This window comes from Flavobacterium sp. CR10, assembly GCF_055814415.1.
In genome coordinates, this window is the sequence record NZ_CP185985.1 from 1,427,827 (window position 1) to 1,447,028 (window position 19,202).

Annotated in this window: 10 protein-coding genes; 4 read left to right on the forward strand and 6 right to left on the reverse strand. The window is 35.2% G+C overall.

Features of this window, described 5'->3' with window-relative positions; genetic code table 11:
- Positions 1 to 15: 15 nt before the first annotated feature.
- The 6 genes from ACNRYB_RS06560 to ACNRYB_RS06585 form a co-directional block, all read right to left on the reverse strand.
- Positions 16 to 1,878 carry a glycoside hydrolase family 13 protein gene (locus ACNRYB_RS06560; protein WP_473729587.1) on the reverse strand — a complete coding sequence of 621 codons (1,863 nt, stop codon included), beginning with the start codon at positions 1,876 to 1,878 and terminating at the stop codon, positions 16 to 18.
- Between the two features lie 141 nt (positions 1,879 to 2,019).
- On the reverse strand, positions 2,020 to 4,134 hold the full coding sequence (locus ACNRYB_RS06565; RefSeq protein WP_473729588.1) for a glycoside hydrolase family 97 protein: 2,115 nt from the start codon (positions 4,132 to 4,134) through the stop codon (positions 2,020 to 2,022).
- Positions 4,135 to 4,347: 213 nt separating this feature from the next.
- Entirely contained in the window at positions 4,348 to 6,651 is a 2,304-nt protein-coding gene (locus ACNRYB_RS06570; protein ID WP_473729589.1) for a glycoside hydrolase family 65 protein, read from the reverse strand.
- 139 nt (positions 6,652 to 6,790) lie between these two features.
- Positions 6,791 to 7,444, reverse strand: a complete 654-nt coding sequence (gene pgmB / locus ACNRYB_RS06575) for a beta-phosphoglucomutase (protein ID WP_473729590.1) — start codon at positions 7,442 to 7,444, stop codon at positions 6,791 to 6,793.
- 18 nt (positions 7,445 to 7,462) lie between these two features.
- Entirely contained in the window at positions 7,463 to 8,818 is a 1,356-nt protein-coding gene (locus tag ACNRYB_RS06580) for an MFS transporter (protein WP_066032947.1), read from the reverse strand.
- A gap of 174 nt (positions 8,819 to 8,992) precedes the next feature.
- Positions 8,993 to 10,024 (reverse strand): LacI family DNA-binding transcriptional regulator, encoded by a 1,032-nt coding sequence (locus ACNRYB_RS06585; protein WP_008466448.1) that lies wholly within the window; start codon positions 10,022 to 10,024, stop codon positions 8,993 to 8,995.
- A 236-nt stretch (positions 10,025 to 10,260) separates the two neighbouring features.
- On the opposite strand from ACNRYB_RS06585, the gene ACNRYB_RS06590 reads away from it, so the two are divergent.
- From ACNRYB_RS06590 to ACNRYB_RS06605, 4 genes are all read left to right on the forward strand, one after another.
- Positions 10,261 to 13,242, forward strand: a complete 2,982-nt coding sequence (locus ACNRYB_RS06590) for a SusC/RagA family TonB-linked outer membrane protein (RefSeq protein WP_473729591.1) — start codon at positions 10,261 to 10,263, stop codon at positions 13,240 to 13,242.
- 37 nt (positions 13,243 to 13,279) lie between these two features.
- Positions 13,280 to 15,121 carry a RagB/SusD family nutrient uptake outer membrane protein gene (locus ACNRYB_RS06595; RefSeq protein ID WP_473729592.1) on the forward strand — a complete coding sequence of 614 codons (1,842 nt, stop codon included), beginning with the start codon at positions 13,280 to 13,282 and terminating at the stop codon, positions 15,119 to 15,121.
- Between the two features lie 19 nt (positions 15,122 to 15,140).
- A complete protein-coding gene (locus tag ACNRYB_RS06600; protein WP_473729593.1) occupies positions 15,141 to 16,241 on the forward strand; it encodes a SusE domain-containing protein in 1,101 nt (366 codons plus the stop codon).
- Between the two features lie 84 nt (positions 16,242 to 16,325).
- Positions 16,326 to 19,202, forward strand: a complete 2,877-nt coding sequence (locus ACNRYB_RS06605; protein WP_473729594.1) for an alpha-amylase family glycosyl hydrolase — start codon at positions 16,326 to 16,328, stop codon at positions 19,200 to 19,202.

Consider the following 19,202-nt stretch of genomic DNA (forward strand, 5'->3'; position numbering starts at 1 on the left):
GTTTAAATAAAAGCTTTATTCCAATTCTAAAACCAAAGCTGATTTTGGTTCCAATGTAATTTCAGAAGCTAAATCGAATGTTTTTCCTGTGATAACATCTTTACCAGATTTAAAGTTTTTGATGCTTTCTTTGAAACGAGCTGTCTTTACAATTTGCTCTTTTGCATTGTTATTGAAAACGACCATAACCGTTTTATTATCAGTATATCTGAAATACACATAAGTATTGTTTTCTGGAATGTAATGTGTCATTTTTCCGAAATGAACTGCTTCGTTTGTTTTTCTCCAGTTGAATAATTTTGAAGAGAAATCAAAGAAAGCTGCTTGTTGAGCAGTTCTTCCTTCTTTTGTAAAAGCGTTGTTTTTATCTCCAGCCCATCCGCCTGGGAAATCCTGACGAATATCGGCATCTCCGCCTTTACCTTTATCACCGCCCATTCCGATTTCTGAACCGTAATAAATCTGCGGAATTCCACGAACGGTTGCCAATAAAGTCATAGCCAGTTTGTATTTTGACAAATCATATTTGAACTTTTCGTTCATACGATCTGTATCGTGATTTTCGGCGAAGACCAAAATGTTATTCGTGTTTGGATATAGAAAATCCATTGCAAAATTGTTATAGAATTTAATCAATCCGCTGTCCCAGTTTGGCTCATCTTCACTGAAGGCAGAGGTGATTTGGCTTTGAAGCGTAAAATCCATTACACTGGGTAAATTCGAATTGTAGTTTTCAATTGCACCAATTTTACTGTCTTTCTGCCAAAAAGCTAAATTCGCCTGATTGTGCATCCAGATTTCGCCCACAATATTAAAGTTTGGGTATTCATCTGTAATAGATTTTGCCCAATTTGCCATTGCCGTTTTATCCGAATAGTTGTAAGTGTCTACTCTGAATCCGTCAAGGTTAGCAAATTCAATCCACCAAATAGCATTTTGAGTCAAGTATTTTGCAACTAACGGATTTCTTAAATTCAAGTCAGGCATTGAAGGCACAAACCAGCCGTCAATACAAACTTCCTGATCGATTTTTGAAGCGTGAATATCTGTAATTACTTCACGTCTGTGGTGTGTTTGTGTGTAATTTTCAAATTGGTTAAGCCATGATTTTGTTGGTAAATCCTTCACCATCCAGTGTGTAATTCCCCAGTGATTCGTAACATAATCCATAACCAGTTTCATGTTCTTTTTGTGCATTTCTGCAGAAAGACGAGCGTAATCATCATTCGTTCCGTAGCGGGGATCGATTTTGTAAACATCAGATTGTCCGTACGTATGATACGAATGCTGTTTGTCGTTGTCTTCGCATAAAGGCGTACTCCAAATTGTCGTTGCACCAAGAGACGAAATATAATCTAGATTTTTGATGATTCCTTCGATATCGCCTCCGTGACGTCCGCTTGGATCTTGACGATTTGATTTTTCAGTTAATGAAGCATTGCTGTCGTTTTGAGGATTTCCGTTGGCAAAACGATCTGGCATAATTAAGTAAATCAAATCCGATGCATCATAACTTTTTCTTTCTGCGGAATTGGCTCTTCTTTCTTTCAGAACATATTTTTGTTTAAAGGCAACTTTATTATTGTTTTTGAAAGAGAAAACTAGTTCAGAAGCTTTTACATCTTTTGTATCGATGGTTACGAAAAGATAATTTGGGTTTTCTGTTTTCTCAACGTTTTTAATCACAACATTATTAGAAACTGAAGCTTCGTATTGTGCAATATTTTTTCCGTAGAACATAATCTGCAGTTCCGAATTTTTCATTCCGGCGTACCAAAATGGTGGTTCCACTTTTTGGATTTGCGCTTTCGCGGAAGCGGAAAACAATAAGACCAATAGAACTAATTTATAGATAAATGATGTTTTTGGGTTTTTCATAGTAATAAGAAATTATTCTTCATTGTCAGTTCGAGCGGAGTCGAGAACCTTTGCAGCATCTCGACTCCGCTCGATGTGACAAAAAGATGTTGATTAAAAAAAAGACAAGTAATCTTGGGGGTAATTACTTGTCTTTAAAAATTATTTGTTTTCGATAATGCTTATCGCATAACCTCCTCCTGGAGCAGAAAACTGAGATAATTTTGATTTATTAGTTACAGCAATTTTCTTGATAGCATAAGCTTGCGGATTTGTTTTGTAATGCGCATCTTTTGCATCAGCATAAATTGTTGCTGTGTATTTTTTACCTTTTTCAAGGAAACTGAAATCGATGTTTGACGTACGAGGAGTTTCTCCGTTTACGTTTCCAACGAACCAGTTGTTTGTTCCTTTTGCTTTACGCGCAACTGTGATAAAATCACCTGGTTCAGCTTCAATATATTTACTTTCTGACCAGTCTACAGCCACATCTTTAATGAATTGGAATGCATCTGGAAAACGGTTGTAGTTTTCCGGAGTATCAGCTGCCATTTGCAACGGACTGTACATCGTAACGTATAATGCCAATTGATTTGCAATTGTACTGTTTACATGCGATTTGTTATCCGGATTCATTTTGCTGATATCCATTTCGAAGATTCCCGGAGTGTAATCCATTGGACCACCAATTAAACGTGTAAATGGTAATACCGTAACGTGATTTGGTTTAGAACCTCCAAAAGCTTGGTATTCTGTTCCTCTTGCTGCTTCGTTTCCAATTAAGTTCGGATATGTTCTTGCAATTCCTGTTGGACGAACTGCTTCGTGAGCGTTCACCATAATTTTGTAATCAGCTGCTTTTTCGATTGCATATTGATAGTGATTTACAATCCATTGGCTGTAGTGGTTTTCACCTCTTGGCAAAATATCACCTACGTAACCGCTTTTTACAGCATCATATCCGTTATCGTTCATGAATTTGTAAGCTGCATCCATGTGGCGTTCGTAGTTACGAACAGATCCTGAAGTTTCGTGGTGCATGATGATTTTTACACCTTTAGATTTAGCATATTCGTGTAAAGCTTTTACGTCGAAATCTGGGTAAGGAGTTAAGAAATCAAAAACATAATCTTTAGAATGTCCAAACCAGTCTTCCCAGCCTTCGTTCCATCCTTCAACCAAAACAGCATCGAAACCATTTGCAGCAGCAAAATCAATGTATTTTTTCACATTAGCATTGTTTGCTCCGTGAGTTCCGTTTGGTTTTGCTTTTGAAAAGTCAGAAACTCCCAATTGAACTGTTGGGAAATCGTTAGTATATGACCAAGAGCTTTTTCCTGTAATCATTTCCCACCAAACACCAACGTATTTTACTGGTTTAATCCAAGAAGTATCATCAATTTTTGATGGATCGTTTAAGTTGTACGTCATTTTTGAAGCTAAGATTTCTCTGGCATCATCGCTTACCATAATCGTTCTCCAAGGAGAGTGATTTGGCGCCTGCATATGACCTTTGTCTCCTTTTGCATCAGGAGTTAACCAAGATTCGAAAACTAAGTTTTTATCGTCTAAATTCAAGTGCATGCAAGAATAGTCAATCAAAGCAGCTTCGTGTAAGTTGATATAGATTCCGTCAGCTGTTTTTAACATCAAAGAAGTTTGAACTCCTGTTGGTGAAAAAGATTTTTGAGAAACGTTTGCCGTGTATGCTTTTTGAGATAAACCTCTAATTTCAGATAATTTTGATTTTGTATAATCATATTCCTGAGTGTCATAATCTCCTGGAATCCAGAAAGCAGTATGATCTCCAGTCATGGCAAATTGAGATCTTTCTTCTTTGATTACAAAGTAAGTAAGATTCTTTTGGGCTGGAAATTCATATCTGAATCCTAAACCGTCATCGAATAAACGAAAACGAATTACAATTTGTCTGTCAGTACTTTTTTGGTTTAAAGTAACTGCCAGTTCATTATAATGATTTCTGATGTGATCTACTTCTCCCCAAACTGGTTTCCAAGTTTCGTCAAAAGTTGAAGTTTTCGTGTCAGCAATTGTAAAGTCGTTCAATAAAGATTTTTTATCATCTTTAAGTTCAAGACCCAGTTTACTGGTTTTAATAACTTCTTTGTTTTTGTATTTTAAATTGTAAACTGGAGTTCCGTCGTTTTGAAGAGAAAATTCCATTACGAACTTTCCTTCGGGTGATTTTAACTGCTGCGCTTTTGCAACGGTGCTGAACGCAAACAAAATTAAACTTGCGAAAAATAAGTTTTTCATGTTTTTTAGATTTTAAATTTATAGTAACGTATTGGTGGTGTAATTGTTTTTAACACATAGAAACATAGATTTTATTTTAAAAAAAGAGAATAAAGAGAAACCTGTTTCTTTCACATAGCCAACTATGTTTATTTTAAATAAGTGAAACGCCTTTTGAGTGCTCTAAATCTATGTTTCTATGTGTTAATTAATTATACCTAATGGTTTATTGTATTAATTTATTTGTACAAATTTACTTGCAATTTCAGGTTTTCCGTTAACGATAATTGTTAAATCTTGATCGCCGTCTACAGTAAATGTTGTTTCGTTGTGATTTACAGCTACTTTCAGAATCTGGTTTCTGAAATTGATTTTAAACGAATAGCCTTTCCATTCTTTTGGAATTTTTGGAGAGAAATGAAGCTGATCATTTTTCACACGCATTCCTCCAAAACCTTCTACGATACTCATCCAAGTACCAGCCATTGATGTGATATGACAACCTTCTTCTACTTCTTTATTATAATCGTCCAAATCCAAACGAGAAGTTCTTAAATAAAAGGTATATGCCATGTCCATTTTATCTAAAGCAGCAGCTTGAATCGAGTGTACACAAGGAGAAAGCGAACTTTCGTGAACGGTAAACGATTCGTAAAACTCAAAATTGCGTTTTAATTCTTCTTTCGAAAAATGATCTTCGAAGAAATAAAAGCCTTGTAAAACGTCAGCTTGCTTGATATATGGCGAACGCAGCACACGGTCCCAAGACCATTTTTGGTTGATTGGACGCTGTGATTTATCTAAATCTTTTACAGGAACTAATTCTTTATCTAAGAAACCATCTTGCTGAAGATAAATTCCAAGTTCTTCAGAAATAGGGAAGTACATATCATCTGCCACTTTTTTCCATTCTTTGATTTCTTCAGCAGAAAGACTTACTTTATCCATAACTCTTTTGTGGTCTGCAGGATATTCTGAAGCTACTTTTTCGATTTGTTCTGCAGCAAAATCAATACACCATTTTGCAATATAATTGGTGTAGAAATTATTGTTGATGTTATTTTCGTATTCGTTTGGACCTGTAACTCCAAGGATTACATATTGGTTTTTATCTTTAGAAAAAGAAGCTCTTTGATGCCAGAAACGCGCAATTCCGATTAAAACCTCAAGACCTTTTTCTGGAATATAAGAGTAATCTCCCGTGTAGCGGTTGTAGTTGTAGATGGCAAAAGCAATCGCTCCGTTTCTATGAATTTCTTCGTGTGTGATTTCCCACTCGTTGTGGCATTCTTCACCATTCATGGTTACCATTGGGTATAAAGCAGCACCGTTTTTGAAACCTAAATTGTCTTTAGCATTTTCAATCGCTTTGTCTAATTGATTGTAACGGTACGTCAACAAGTTTCTCGCCACCTGCTGATCTTTTGTTGCCATGTAAAACGGTATGCAATAAGCTTCAGTGTCCCAATACGTAGATCCCCCGTACTTTTCTCCAGTGAAACCTTTTGGACCAATATTTAAACGAGAATCTTTTCCAGAATACGTTTGGTTTAATTGGAAAATGTTGAAACGAATTCCCTGTTGTGCTTTAACATCGCCTTCGATTGTAATATCTGACATTTCCCAGATTTTCGCCCAAGCTTCAATTTGGTTTTGAAGTAAAGTTTCGTAACCTAAAGCAACAGCAGATTTTATTGCTTTTTCGGCTCCAGCTAAGGTATTTTCGTGGTTTAAAGAAATGGCATAACCTCCAATTTTCTGGATAGTTGAGGTTTGTCCTTTTGCGATAATAGTTCCGTAAGTGTACTGAACTTTATCTACAGTTGAATCGATTGTTGACGGTGAAATATTTGCATTTTCTCCGTTAGCAAAAATCGTATTGTGCATGAAAGTCGTAACCTTAAAATGCGTTTTGAAAGTTTGAGCGGTTACAAAAGCTTCGTTTGTCCCTTTTTTAACCTCCAAAGGTTCCCAGAATTTTTCTTCCCAGTTGGCATCTTCATTGGTTACGCCAGCGTCGATATACGGTTTGTAAACGATTTTTGCATCTTTGTTTAAAGGTGTAATATCGTATTTAATTACTCCAGCTTCGTCTAAATCTAATGAAAGAAAACGACGAACGTTTACCGCGATTTCAGTTCCATTTCTCAAGACTGCTTCAAAAGAACGATTGTACCAACCTTCTTTCATATTCAATTCTCTACGAAAGTTTCTAACTTCGGTACAAGTATTTAGATCCAGATTTTCTTCGTTGATTTCGATATCTATTCCTATCCAGTTTGGAGCGTTAAGTACTTTAGCAAAATATTTTGGATAACCGTTTTTCCACCAGCCCACTTTTGTTTTGTCTGGATAGTAAATTCCTGCAATATAACTTCCTTGGAAAGTTTCTGCGGAATACGTTTCCTCAAAATTGGCGCGCTGTCCCATAGCGCCATTCCCGATACTAAAAAGACTTTCAGAAGATTTTACTCTCTCTGCATCAAATCCTTCTTCAATAATAGACCAATTGTCTGGTTTTATATAATCTTGGTTCATCTTTTAAATTAGATAATTCGGCAATTTGGTAATTCGATAATTGCCTTGGTTTCTTATTAACTTTTTACATTCATTTGAGTAATTGTTTCATTAGAATATTTGCCGATGAGCAACATTATCTCATTGACACATTTTCTAATTATCCAATTAACTCTTCAATAAAGCTTGTTTCGATTTGGGTAAAATCTTTAAAAATATGATCAGCTTCATGTAAAATTGTTTCCTCACCAATTCCCACACTTACCATTTCTGCTATGTTTGCTGCCTGAATTCCGGCAACAGAATCTTCAAATACGATTGAATTTTTTGGATCAATGTTTAATAATTGAGCCGCTTTTAAGAAAACTTCAGGGTCTGGTTTTGCATTGCTGACATCATTTCCGTCAACAATAACATCGAAGTACGTCAGAACGCCTGTTTTTTCTAGAATTGGTCTTGCATTTTTACTGGCAGAACCCAGTGCAATTCCTTGGTTTTTATCTTTTAATAGTTTTAGGACTTTTAAAACCCCAGGAAGAACCTCACTTTCATCCATGTCAACTAAATAAGATAGGTAATCTTCATTTTTTTGAATTAACCATTGATCTTTTTGTTCTTGAGTAGCTTGAACATTTCCTAACCCAAGTATAATGTCTAGCGAACGAACGCGGCTAACACCTTTTAGAAGTTCGTTGTCTTCGTGCGTAAAATTGATATTTAACGATTTGGCAATTTTTTGCCAAGCCAAAAAGTGGTATTTAGCGGTATCAACGATCACTCCGTCAAGATCGAATATGAATGCTTTTTTGCTCATTGTATGGAAAATTCTTAATTATGATTTTTGAGTAAAGTCGTCTACGTCTTTTACTTTAGAAACTAAAGCAGCAGCAATTAGAAAGCTAACTCCGCTAGTAACTAAGGCGTAAATAGCGTCTCCATTGTAAAGGTATTTTACGATTGGACCACCAATTAAAGCGTTTACAATTTGAGGAATAACAACAAAGAAGTTGAAGATTCCCATATAAACCCCCATTTTTTTAGGTGTAATTGAACCCGCAAGAATAGCGTAAGGCATTGCCAGGATACTCGCCCAAGCAATTCCGATTAAGATCATTGGCAGTACAACCCAGTCTTCATTTGGCATGAAATAAATGGAGATTAAACCAATTCCTCCGATAACCAATGAAAGAGAATGTGTTGCTTTTCTTCCAATTTTTTTAGCGATATAAGGCAAGAAAAACAAAGCGACAATGGCAGATACTAAGTTGTAAACGCCAAACAGGATTCCGACCCAGTCACCAGCGTCTTGATATTGCTGGCTTGATGTATCTTCCAATGGTAAACCGTAAATGTGGTGCGCAATTGCTGGAGTGGTAAAAACCCACATTCCGAACAATCCGAACCAAGAGAAAAACTGCACCCAGCTTAACTGACGCATTGTAACAGGCATTTTTGCAAAATCGGTAAAGATGTCTGTAATTTTTGATTTTTCTTCAGAATCAGAAATCGCATCATTTTGTGGATCTTCAAATTTTGCCAATTCTTCTGGTGAATATTCTTTTGTTGTGAATAACGTAACTAAGATTGAACCAATTAAAACTGCTGCTCCAATAATGAAAGATAACGTTAGGTTTAATGGAACGCTTCCAGGAACTGTGCTATTTGGTACGCCAAAATATTTCGTAAGAATGTATGGCAATGCAGAACCAATTACGGCTCCAAAACCAATTAAAGAAGTTTGGATGCTAAATCCTGCAGTACGCTGATCTGTCCTTAAATTGTCTCCAACAAGTGCTCTGAAAGGTTCCATCGCAATGTTGAAAGAGGCATCCATAATCATTAGCATTCCAGCTCCGACCCATAAGGCAGGTAAAACAGAAATGAAAATGTTAGCTTGCGGCATTAGAATTAATCCTACCGAAGCTAGAATGGCTCCCACTAAAAAGAAAGGTTTTCGTCTGCCGAATCTTCCCCAGGTTTTATCGCTGTAATGACCAATAATGGGTTGCACTATTAATCCCATAAGGGGAGCAATAATCCAGAACCACGAAAGTTCATGTACGTCGGCACCAAAAATTTGAAGAATTCTGCTGGCATTTGCATTCTGAAGTGCAAACCCCATTTGGATTCCTAAGAAACCGAAACTCATGTTCCAGATTTCCCAGAAACTTAATTTACGCTTTTCCATTATCGTAATTTGAAAAATTATACGATAAGCGCTTTGCTTATCAAAACTTTGTTTCTTTCGAAGTAAAACTAAAAGCCTTGACGGGCGTAAAATTATAAATTATTTTTTTATATATGCTAATAAAAAAGCCATAAATATTTTTTATGGCTTTAGAAAGTATTGATTTTAAGAAATTTAATCAGTGGATTCTCTTTTTATGAGATGAGTTTCTATGACTTCTGTAATGTAATTTTCAGTGTGCTCTTCATCCTCATTTTCTTCAGCTTCTATACGTTCAATAAGCATTTTAGCGGCTTTATTTCCCATTTTTTCACCGCTTTGACTTACAGTAGTAATGGTTGGAGTAGAGTACTTTGAAATAATTCCGTCTGTAAATGCAATGACCGCTAAATCCTCAGGAACTTTTAATCCCATTTTATTCGCAGTTTTGATAATAGTCACTGCGAAAAGTTCATTTACAGCGAAAACAGCATCGAAAGCTCTGGCGTGCAGAAGCTCAGAAATGGTTATTTCGCAAGTATCTACATCTTCAATTTTTATGATTAAATCTTCATTAAAAGGCAGTCCGTTATCTAATAAAGCTTTTTCGTAACCGTCAGTTCTTAATTTTCCAACACTTACATAATCAACTGTTGTTACGAGTGCGATTTTTTTACGTCCGCTGTCGATTAAACTCTGAACGGCTTCATATGCTGCAGATTTATCATCAATAATAACTTTATCACATAAAATATCATTGGTAACGCGGTCAAACATAACCACAGGCATTCCTTGATTGATAACTTCCGTAATATGGTGAAAGTCGCCTTTATATTGGGTTTCTTTAGAAAGAGACATGATAAAACCGTCGATACTTCCATTGGCTAACATCTCCATATTTAGAACTTCTTTATCAAAGGAATCATCAGATACACAGATTACTACGCTGTAGCCATATTCGTTCGCAACCTGTTCAATTCCGTTGATTACAGTAGAGAAAAAGTAGTGTACAATTTCGGGAATAATGATGCCAATACTCTTAGTTTTTCGGTTTTTTAAACTAAGGGCAATATTGTTGGGTTTATAGTTGTAAAACTTTGCAAAAGCCTGCACTTTTAGCCTTGTTTCTTCTCCAATTTCAAGGCTGTTTCTAAGTGATTTTGAGACAGTTGAAATAGAAACATCCAGTTCTTTTGCAATCTGTTTTAGGGTTATTTTTCGTTTCATGTAGTTAATTGAAAAAAATCTATTTAATAATAAAGGTATCTGAAATTTTTATAATTGACAATTTTAACGCTAAAAGATTACAAAATATAGAAAGTTTTCAACACTACCACGTTTTCGTAAAGCAATAAAAAATGTCTCTGGTTGAGCATGTTAATAAATTCATAATTTTGAAATTCGAAGTAAAATTAAAAACTTAACTAACATTCAAAAACTCAAAACTAATTTAAACAAAAAGTATGAAAACAATTTACAAAAAGTTGTTATTTTTATTCCTATTGTTGCCTTTTACAGTGTTGGCTCAGAACACTTTAAATGGTACGGTAACTGATCATACCACAGGTCAGCCAATACCGGGAGTAAATGTAAATGTTCAAGGTGCTGCAGGAGGTACCTCTACTGATTTTGATGGTAAATTTCAATTGCCTAATCTGAAAAATGGAGACAAAATTTTAGTTTCATTTATCGGATACAAAACAGAGACTATTGTATTTAATGGTCAAAAAAACTTAGCTGTTTCTTTAAGCGAAGATACAAATCAATTACAAGAAGTTGTTGTACAAGTAGGTTATGGTACTGTTAAGAAAAAAGATGCTACGGGTTCTGTTTCTCAAATTTCAGCAAAAGAATTTAACAAAGGTATTAACGTAACTCCAGAAAGTTTAATTGGTGGTCGTATTGCTGGTGTGAATGTTGTTGGAGGTGGAGCACCTGGAGCAAAAGCAGATATTAGAATTCGTGGAGGATCTTCATTAAGTGCTTCTAATGATCCATTGATTATTTTGGACGGACTTCCATTAAGTAATGCTGTGCCAAGTGGTGCTACAAGTATTTTATCTACGATTGATCCAAATGATATTGAATCTTTTACAGTATTAAAAGATGCTTCTGCGGCAGCTATTTATGGTTCTCGTGCGGCAAATGGTGTAATTGTAATTACAACTAAAAAAGGGACTAAAGGTGGTGTAAAAGTAAACTTCAGTTCTCAAGTTGGTATTAATACAGTTGCTAATACAGTTGATGTTTTAAGTGCAGATCAATTTCGTGCTTTCGTAAACGAAAAAGGAAGCGATGCTCAAAAAGCATTAATGGGAACTGCAAGCACAAACTGGCAAGATGAAATTTTCCATACAGCTCTTACAACAAACAATAATATCTCTGTAAGCGGTGCTTTATTTGATAAATTGCCGGTACGTTTATCTGTTGGAAATGTTGATAACCCAGGAATCTTAAGAAATACTTCTTTTGAAAGAACTACGACATCGATATCGTTAAATCCAGTTTTATTTGACAATCACTTAAAAATTGATATTAGCGGAAACTTATCTTTCAGTAAAAATCAATTTCAGGACGAAGACGCAGTTATTGGTTCTGCAATCAGTTTTGATCCAACTCAATCTCCTTACCAAGCAGGTTCTCGTTATGGAGGATATTTTGAATGGTTGGAGCCAAACGGAAATTTAGCATTATTACCTGCTAAAAATCCTGTTGCGAGATTAAATCAAGAAGATAAAAGATCTAAATCTACAAGAAAATGGGGTAATATTAGCGTTGACTATAAATTCCACTTTTTCGAAGATTTAAGAGTTGTTGCTGAAGCTGGTATTGACAGATTTGACAGTAGCGGATACAACAGACAAAGTACAGAAAGTGCTTTAGGATATCAGCCAAACCCTTTTAGTTCAGGGACTTGGGTAAATTTGGGTAACTATGATACTTATACTGATGACCTTCAAAACAAAAATTTAAATACCTATTTTGTTTATAGCAAAAATATAGGAAAACTTAAATTGGATGCTACTGCTGGTTATAACTACCAATTGTTCCAAAAAGAAAAATATCAATCAGGAGCGCTTACACAGCCTGCAGCTACAAGAAATGAGGATGTTATTACGGATCCAGACATCAATTTGCAATCGTATTTTGGTCGTGTGAATTTAGGTTGGGACAGTAAATATTTATTGACTTTAAACTACAGAAGAGACGGAACTTCACGTTTTTCTGAAGAAAACAGATGGGGTAACTTTATGGGAGGTGCTTTTGCATGGAATATTGCTGAAGAGTCTTTCTTAAAAGATAATGAAACGCTTTCTAGCTTAAAATTGAGAGTTGGTTATGGAACTACAGGTCAGCAAGATATTTCTGCTCAGTACGATTATTTAAGAAGAGTTACTTTAGGTACTGTTAATACTCAGTATGTATTTAATGGTGTTGTTTACAGAACAGCTAGACCAGAAGGATATAACCAAAATATCAAATGGGAAGAATTAGCTGAAATGAATATTGGGGTTGATTTCGGATTCTTAAATGATAGAATTACAGGTACTCTTAACTATTTTGATAAGAAATCATCTGACTTATTGGCTGATGTATTGGTTCCAGATGGAGCTAACTTAAGAAACCAAGGATTTAATAATATTGGTGATTTAAGAACAAAAGGAGTTGAGTTTAGCCTTCAATCTGATATCATTAAAAAAGATAATTTAACTTGGAATGTTGCTGTTAATGCTACATACTTAGATCAAAAAATTGAAAGTTTAGGTCAAACTGTTGAAGGTTTCCAAGGTTATGAGGTAGGAGATAACATTAAAGGTGGAAATGGAAACAAAGTTTTAATTAACACAGTTGGATCGGCTCCAAACTCATTCTTTGTTTACGAACAATTATATGATGCTAACAAAAAACCAATCGCTGGAGCTTATGTAGACAGAAACGGAGATGGTAAAATTGATGCTAACGATCGTTACAGATATAACAAACCAACTGCAGATTACACATTTGGTTTATTCTCAACTTTAAACTACAAAAAGTTTGATTTTACAATGAACTGGAGAGCAAGTTTAGGAAATTACATTTTTGATAACGTAAATTCTAACATGGGCTATTCTGATGCTGCTTTAAGAAGACAAACTGACTTGTCAAATGTAAGTTCAGATTACTTAAATACTGGATTTGTTTTTGAAGATAATGGAACACAACGTTACTTATCAGACTATTATGTAAAAGATGCTTCTTTTATCAAATTAGATAACGTAACTCTAGGATATACTTTAGATAAATCTTTATTAAAAGATGTTTCTTTAAGATTCTCAGCTGGTGTTCAGAATGTTTTTGTACTTACAAAATATGATGGATTGGATCCGGAGAAATTCAACGGAATTGATGGTAACGTTTACCCAAGAGCTAGAACGTTCTTGTTTGGAGTAAATGCAAGTTTCTAATAAGTACATTGAAAAACAAAAATTTAAAACATACAAAATGAAAATATCATTTAAATATATATCTTATTTTTTCCTATTTATTTTAGGAATGAGTATGACGCTTACTTCGTGTACTGACGATTTAAACGTGACGCCAAAAGATGATGATGAATTTTTATCGGAAACTTTTTTCGAAGACCCAGCATCTTACAAGCAAGTTTTAGCAAAATTATATGCTGGACTATATGTAGGAGGAAATGATGGTGATGGACAAGCTGATATTGCTGGTCTTAGTGGGGATTTCAGTAGTTACTTGCGTTTGCTTTTTGTAACTCAGGAGTTTACTACAGATGAAGCAATAATTGCTTGGGCTGATGGTACTTTGCCTACATTGAACACTCAGACTTGGTCTCCTAATAATGAGTTTTTATACGGGACATATTCTAGAGCATCTTACCATATCAGTTTGGCAAATGAGTTTTTAAGACAAACAACAGAAGACAAATTAAACTCAAGAGGTGTTGATGCAAGTCTAAAAGCTGAAATAGCAACTTTTAGAGCTGAAGCACGTTTCTTAAGGGCTTTCTCTTATGTGAACCTAATGGATTTATTTGGTAATGTGCCAATTACGACTGAAGCAGATCCTGTTGGTTTCTTTTATCCAGTGCAAAAATCAAGGGCAGAAGTTTTTGCTTTTGTAGAGTCTGAATTAAAAGATTTAGATAGCAGTCTGCCAAATGCTAGAACTAATGAATATGGAAGAATTGATAAAGTTGCTGCTAAATTTTTATTAGCTCAAATTTATTTAAATGCTAAAGTATATACAGGAACGGAAAGAAATAATGATGCCGCAACAATGTGTACTGAAGTAATTAATTCAGGATATACTTTTGCAAATATACCTTATCGTAATTTATTCTCTGCTGATAATGACAAAAATGGAGCTCAAAATGAATTTATTTTCCCAATTGTCAGTGATGGAAATGCTATTAGAGCCACTGGAGGCGGAATGAGTTTTATACTTCACGCTTCTATCGGAGGAAGTATGGATGCTGCTGCACAAGGCATGGATGGTGGATGGCAGGGAATCAGAGCTCGTAAAGAGTTTATCGGATCGTTTGGTGCACCAACTAGTTCTTTTGATTTCTATCAAACTAAAAGTAAAAACTTAGTAACTAACACTGGTATTTTAGTTAATAAAGATGGTCAAGCATTTGATTCAAGTGACAGAAATGAAACTCAGTCAGGTTATAATGCAAATAATACTTATGTGTTCAATTTTGTAACTGGAAAAATCACTTTGAATGGTGTTGAAGTTCCTGCTCCAACTGGATTTAATAACGCTCCTGTATCTTTAGGAAAACAACAAGTTTGGGGAGATAAAAGATTATATTCTTATACACCTGGTCAAGCATTGGATATTACTAATATAGGAACCTTTACAGATGGTTACGCAATAACAAAATTTACAAATATAAAATCAAATGGGACAGCTGCTCAGAGAACGGATATACCAGATACAGATTTTCCAATGTTTAGAGTTACAGATGCTTATCTAATGTATGCAGAAGCAGCTGTGAGAGGAGCAGCTTCAGCAAATATCGGTACGGCAGTTGGTTATATCAATCAAATTAGAACAAGAGCAAATGCTCCAACAATTACAGCCGGAGATTTAACGCTTGATTTTATTCTTGCGGAAAGAGGAAGAGAATTATATTGGGAATGCCATAGAAGAACTGATTTAATTCGTTTTGGGAAATTTACAGGAGGAGATAAAATCTGGCAGTGGAAAGGCGGCGTTCAAAATGGAATTTCGACTGCTTCAACAAGAGATCTTATGCCAATTCCTGCTAAAACAATTCAGGCAAATCCAACTTTGAAACAAAATCCAGGATACTAACATCTAATCGCACTTAAAAATGAAAAATATATATAAAATTTTAATCGCATTTATTGGTGTATTGGCAGTTTCATGTAATGCTGATGCTGTAGATGAAAGACCAGTTCTTGATGCGGTTACAGCACCAGAAATTACAGCGCCAGCAACAGGGCAAAACTATATTTTGGATGTTGAAAAAGCTGGAGAAGAAGCAGCTAAATTTACTTGGTCAGCTGCAGAATACTCAACTTCAGTATCTGTAAAATATACTTTATTGATTGATAAAAAAGGCGGTGATTTTACTGCGGCTAAAACACTTGGAACGACTGCTAATGGAGTAAAAGAAGTTTCGGTTCTAGTTAAAGATTTAAATCAAGCGGCTATTGATCTTGGAGGAAAACCTGAAGTGGCAGCAATGTATGATGTTAAAATTAAGTCAGATGTTGCTGGAGGCTTTGCACAAGTTTCTAAGGGTATTATAACAATTAGTGTTACTCCTTATGTTGGAAAAGTTGATTATAATTTTTCTGACTGGTATTTAGTTGGAGATGCAACCGCTTCGGGTTGGGATAATAACAAAGGAAATCAAATTTTATTTAGAAGCGGAACTAATGCTAACGAATATACTTTTACGGGATATTTCAAAAAAGGATATTTCAAAGCTATTAAAAACTTAGGAAATTGGGCTCCAATGTATGGAGGATCTGCAGGTTCTTTAGTATATAGAGGAACAGAAGCAGATCAAGATCCGCCAAGTATAGAAATACCTGCTGATGGATATTATAAATTTAAAATGGATGTTCAAAAGTTAACTTACACATTAGATCCATATGCGGCTGGTGCTGGGGCAACAACTTATTCAACAGTAGGAATTATTGGAAGTGCTACTTCTAAAGGTTGGGACGCTTCAACTCCAATGGTAAAATCAGCTTTCAATGCGCATGTTTGGACATTAGGAGTTACATCTTTGAATGATGGAGAGGTTAAATTTAGAGCAAATGATGCTTGGGATGTTTCATGGGGAGGAAAAACTCCTTTCTCTGGAGGAGGAACTGGTGATAATATACCTGTAGCAAAATCTAAATACGTTATTTATTTCAATGATTTAGACGGAAGTTATGTAATGATTCCTAATCAATAAGAACTTCAGTTAATAACTGAAAAAGGGCTATCTCCAGATAGCCCTTTTTTAATCAAACTAACTAACCACACAAACCACGAGATTATGAAAAAAACATTACTATCAATATTTTTATTGATGGCAGTAACCGTTTTTGCCCAGCCTCAAACAGTTACTTATTCAATAAATCCTTCTACTTTTGAAGATACATCATCTATTACTATTACTATAAATGGCAGTAGTATTAATGAAACTTCATGGGGAATCAATGGCACGAACGCATTATATCTGTGGTCGTGGTCATATGATGTAAATGATACTAATCAATCGGATAGTCCGTCCAACGGGACTTGGACTTCATCCAACGAAGCAAGTAAATTTACCTATAACGCAGGAACTGATACTTATACCAAAACAATTACACCTGCTACATATTTTGCAAGAAACGGAATAGGACGAATTGGCTTTTTGGTTAAAGCGAAAGATGGAACAGGAGATAAAAAATCGCAAGATATTTTGGTTGAAGTCGGATCTTTCCAAGTTACTTTGACTTCTCCGGTTGAAAATAGCACTTCGATCATCAATTCTGGCTCAAATTTTACTATTAGTGCAACAAACACAGGAGGAGCAGGTAGTTATACTTTAAAAGCTAATGGAACAATAATTAATACAAATGCCAGCACTTCAAGTTATTCTTATACACATATCAATATTACAGGAAACCAAAGTTATGAATTAGTTGCAACTCAAGGAACGACTACAGTTTCTAAAAAATTTTCTGTTATAGTAAATCCAAATACAATATCTCAGGCTATGCCAGCGGGTATGGTTGATGGAATTAATTATAATTCTTCCGATGCTACAAAAGCGACTTTGGTTTTGGACGCACCATTAAAGGACTTTGTTTATGTAGCGGGAAGCTTTAACAATTGGCAGCCAACATCTGTTTACGCTATGAAGAAAGACCCGTCTTCAGGAAAATTTTGGTTAGAAATAACTGGCTTAGTTTCAGGTGTAAATAATATGTATCAGTATTGGGTTGGTGATGCAACGCCGTTGGCAAATTCGCCATCTTTAGTAAAAGCGGCAGATCCATATTCTACTTTAGTATTATCTCCTTATGATGATCCTTCAATTCCAGCTGCTAAATATCCAAATATGCCTGCTTATCCTGCGGGGCAAAATTTTGAGGTTACGGTTTTGAAAACAGGGCAGACTCCTTATAATTGGCAAGTGAGCAATTTTGTAAAACCTGAAAAGGAAAAGTTGGTAGTCTATGAGGTTTTGGTTCGCGATTTTGATGCTTCAAGAAGCTATCAGGGTTTAATTGATAGAATAGATTATTTTAAAAACTTAAAAATCAATGCTATTGAATTAATGCCTGTAATGGAATTTGAAGGCAATGAAAGTTGGGGGTATAATACTTCTTTTCATATGGCATTAGATAAGTTTTACGGAACGTCAGATAAATTAAAAGAGTTTATTGATTTATGCCATCAAAACGGAATTGCTGTAATTCTTGACGTTGCGTTAAATCACGCTTTTGGAAGAAATCCGATGGTCAGAATGTGGATGAATGATCCTGATGGAGACGGTTTTGGTTCGCCAACTGCGGAAAATCCATATTTTAATACTGTAGCGAAACATAGTTATAGTGTTGGAGAAGACTTTAATCATCAATCTTTAAAAACACAATATTATGTAAATCGAGTTATCAAACATTGGATTGAAGAATATAAAATTGATGGTTTCCGTTGGGATTTAACCAAAGGATTTACGCAGGCTTGTACAGCTTCAGATCAAACGTGTACAAACGCATATCAACAAGATAGAGTGGATGTATTAAAAAAATATGCTGATTTTTCTTGGGCAATTGATCCTACACATTATACTATTTTTGAGCATTTAGGGACTGATGTAGAAGAAAAGGAATGGGCTAACTACAGAGTAGGAGAAACACCAAGTAAAGGGGTGATGATGTGGGGGAAAATGACAAACGAATACAATCAATTGTCTATGGGATATGCTTCTGAAAGCAATATTTTTAGAATGAATAGTGCAAACCGCGGATTTGCTGCCAATCGTTTAATGGGTTATGCAGAAAGCCACGATGAGGAACGTCTGATGTATAAAAATGTGCAATATGGAGCTTCAAACGGAAGTTATAATGTAAAAACATTAAATACAGCTTTATCAAGAATGTCTGCGATTGGGGCGGTTTCTTTGTTGATTCCTGGCCCAAAAATGATTTGGCATTTTGGAGAATTAGGAATGGATGATTCTATTTTTAGCTGTAATAACGGAACTGTAAATGATGAATCGTCAACTACTCCAGGAGACTGTAAATTAGACACCAAACCGCAACCGCAATGGACAGAAAATTGGTTGGGTGATTCTAATCGAAACAAAATTTACAACGATTGGGCTAAGATGATTACCCTTAAAAAAGCAGAGCCTGTATTTTTAGGGACAGCAACAATGGCCAATACGACTACTTTGACGGTTAATATCAAAATTACGAACAGCAATTTGACTTCGGCTCAGCTTAAAGATGTTGTAATTTTGGCCAATTTTGAAACAACTGCACAAAATATGATTCCAGGATTTCAATATACAGGAGCATGGTACAACTTAATGGATAATTCAACGATTAACGTTACCGATGTAAACGCTCCAATAAGTTTGGCTCCCGGAGAATATAGAATTTATGGCAATAAACAGGCAAATTTGGCAATAGAAGATTTTGAAAAAGGAAATCAAGTTAGTTTATACCCAAATCCTGTTGCCGATTATTTTACTTTAGGGTTTAAAACCTCAAAAGTAGATATCTATTCTATTACAGGGCAATTAGTAAAAACATTTAATACAAACGGAAATACAGAATATCAATTCTCAGCGAGTAGTTTAGCTTCTGGATTATATCTTGTAAAGACGTTTGACGAGAATAATAAAGTTCGCGTTGTGAAGTTTATTAAAAATTAG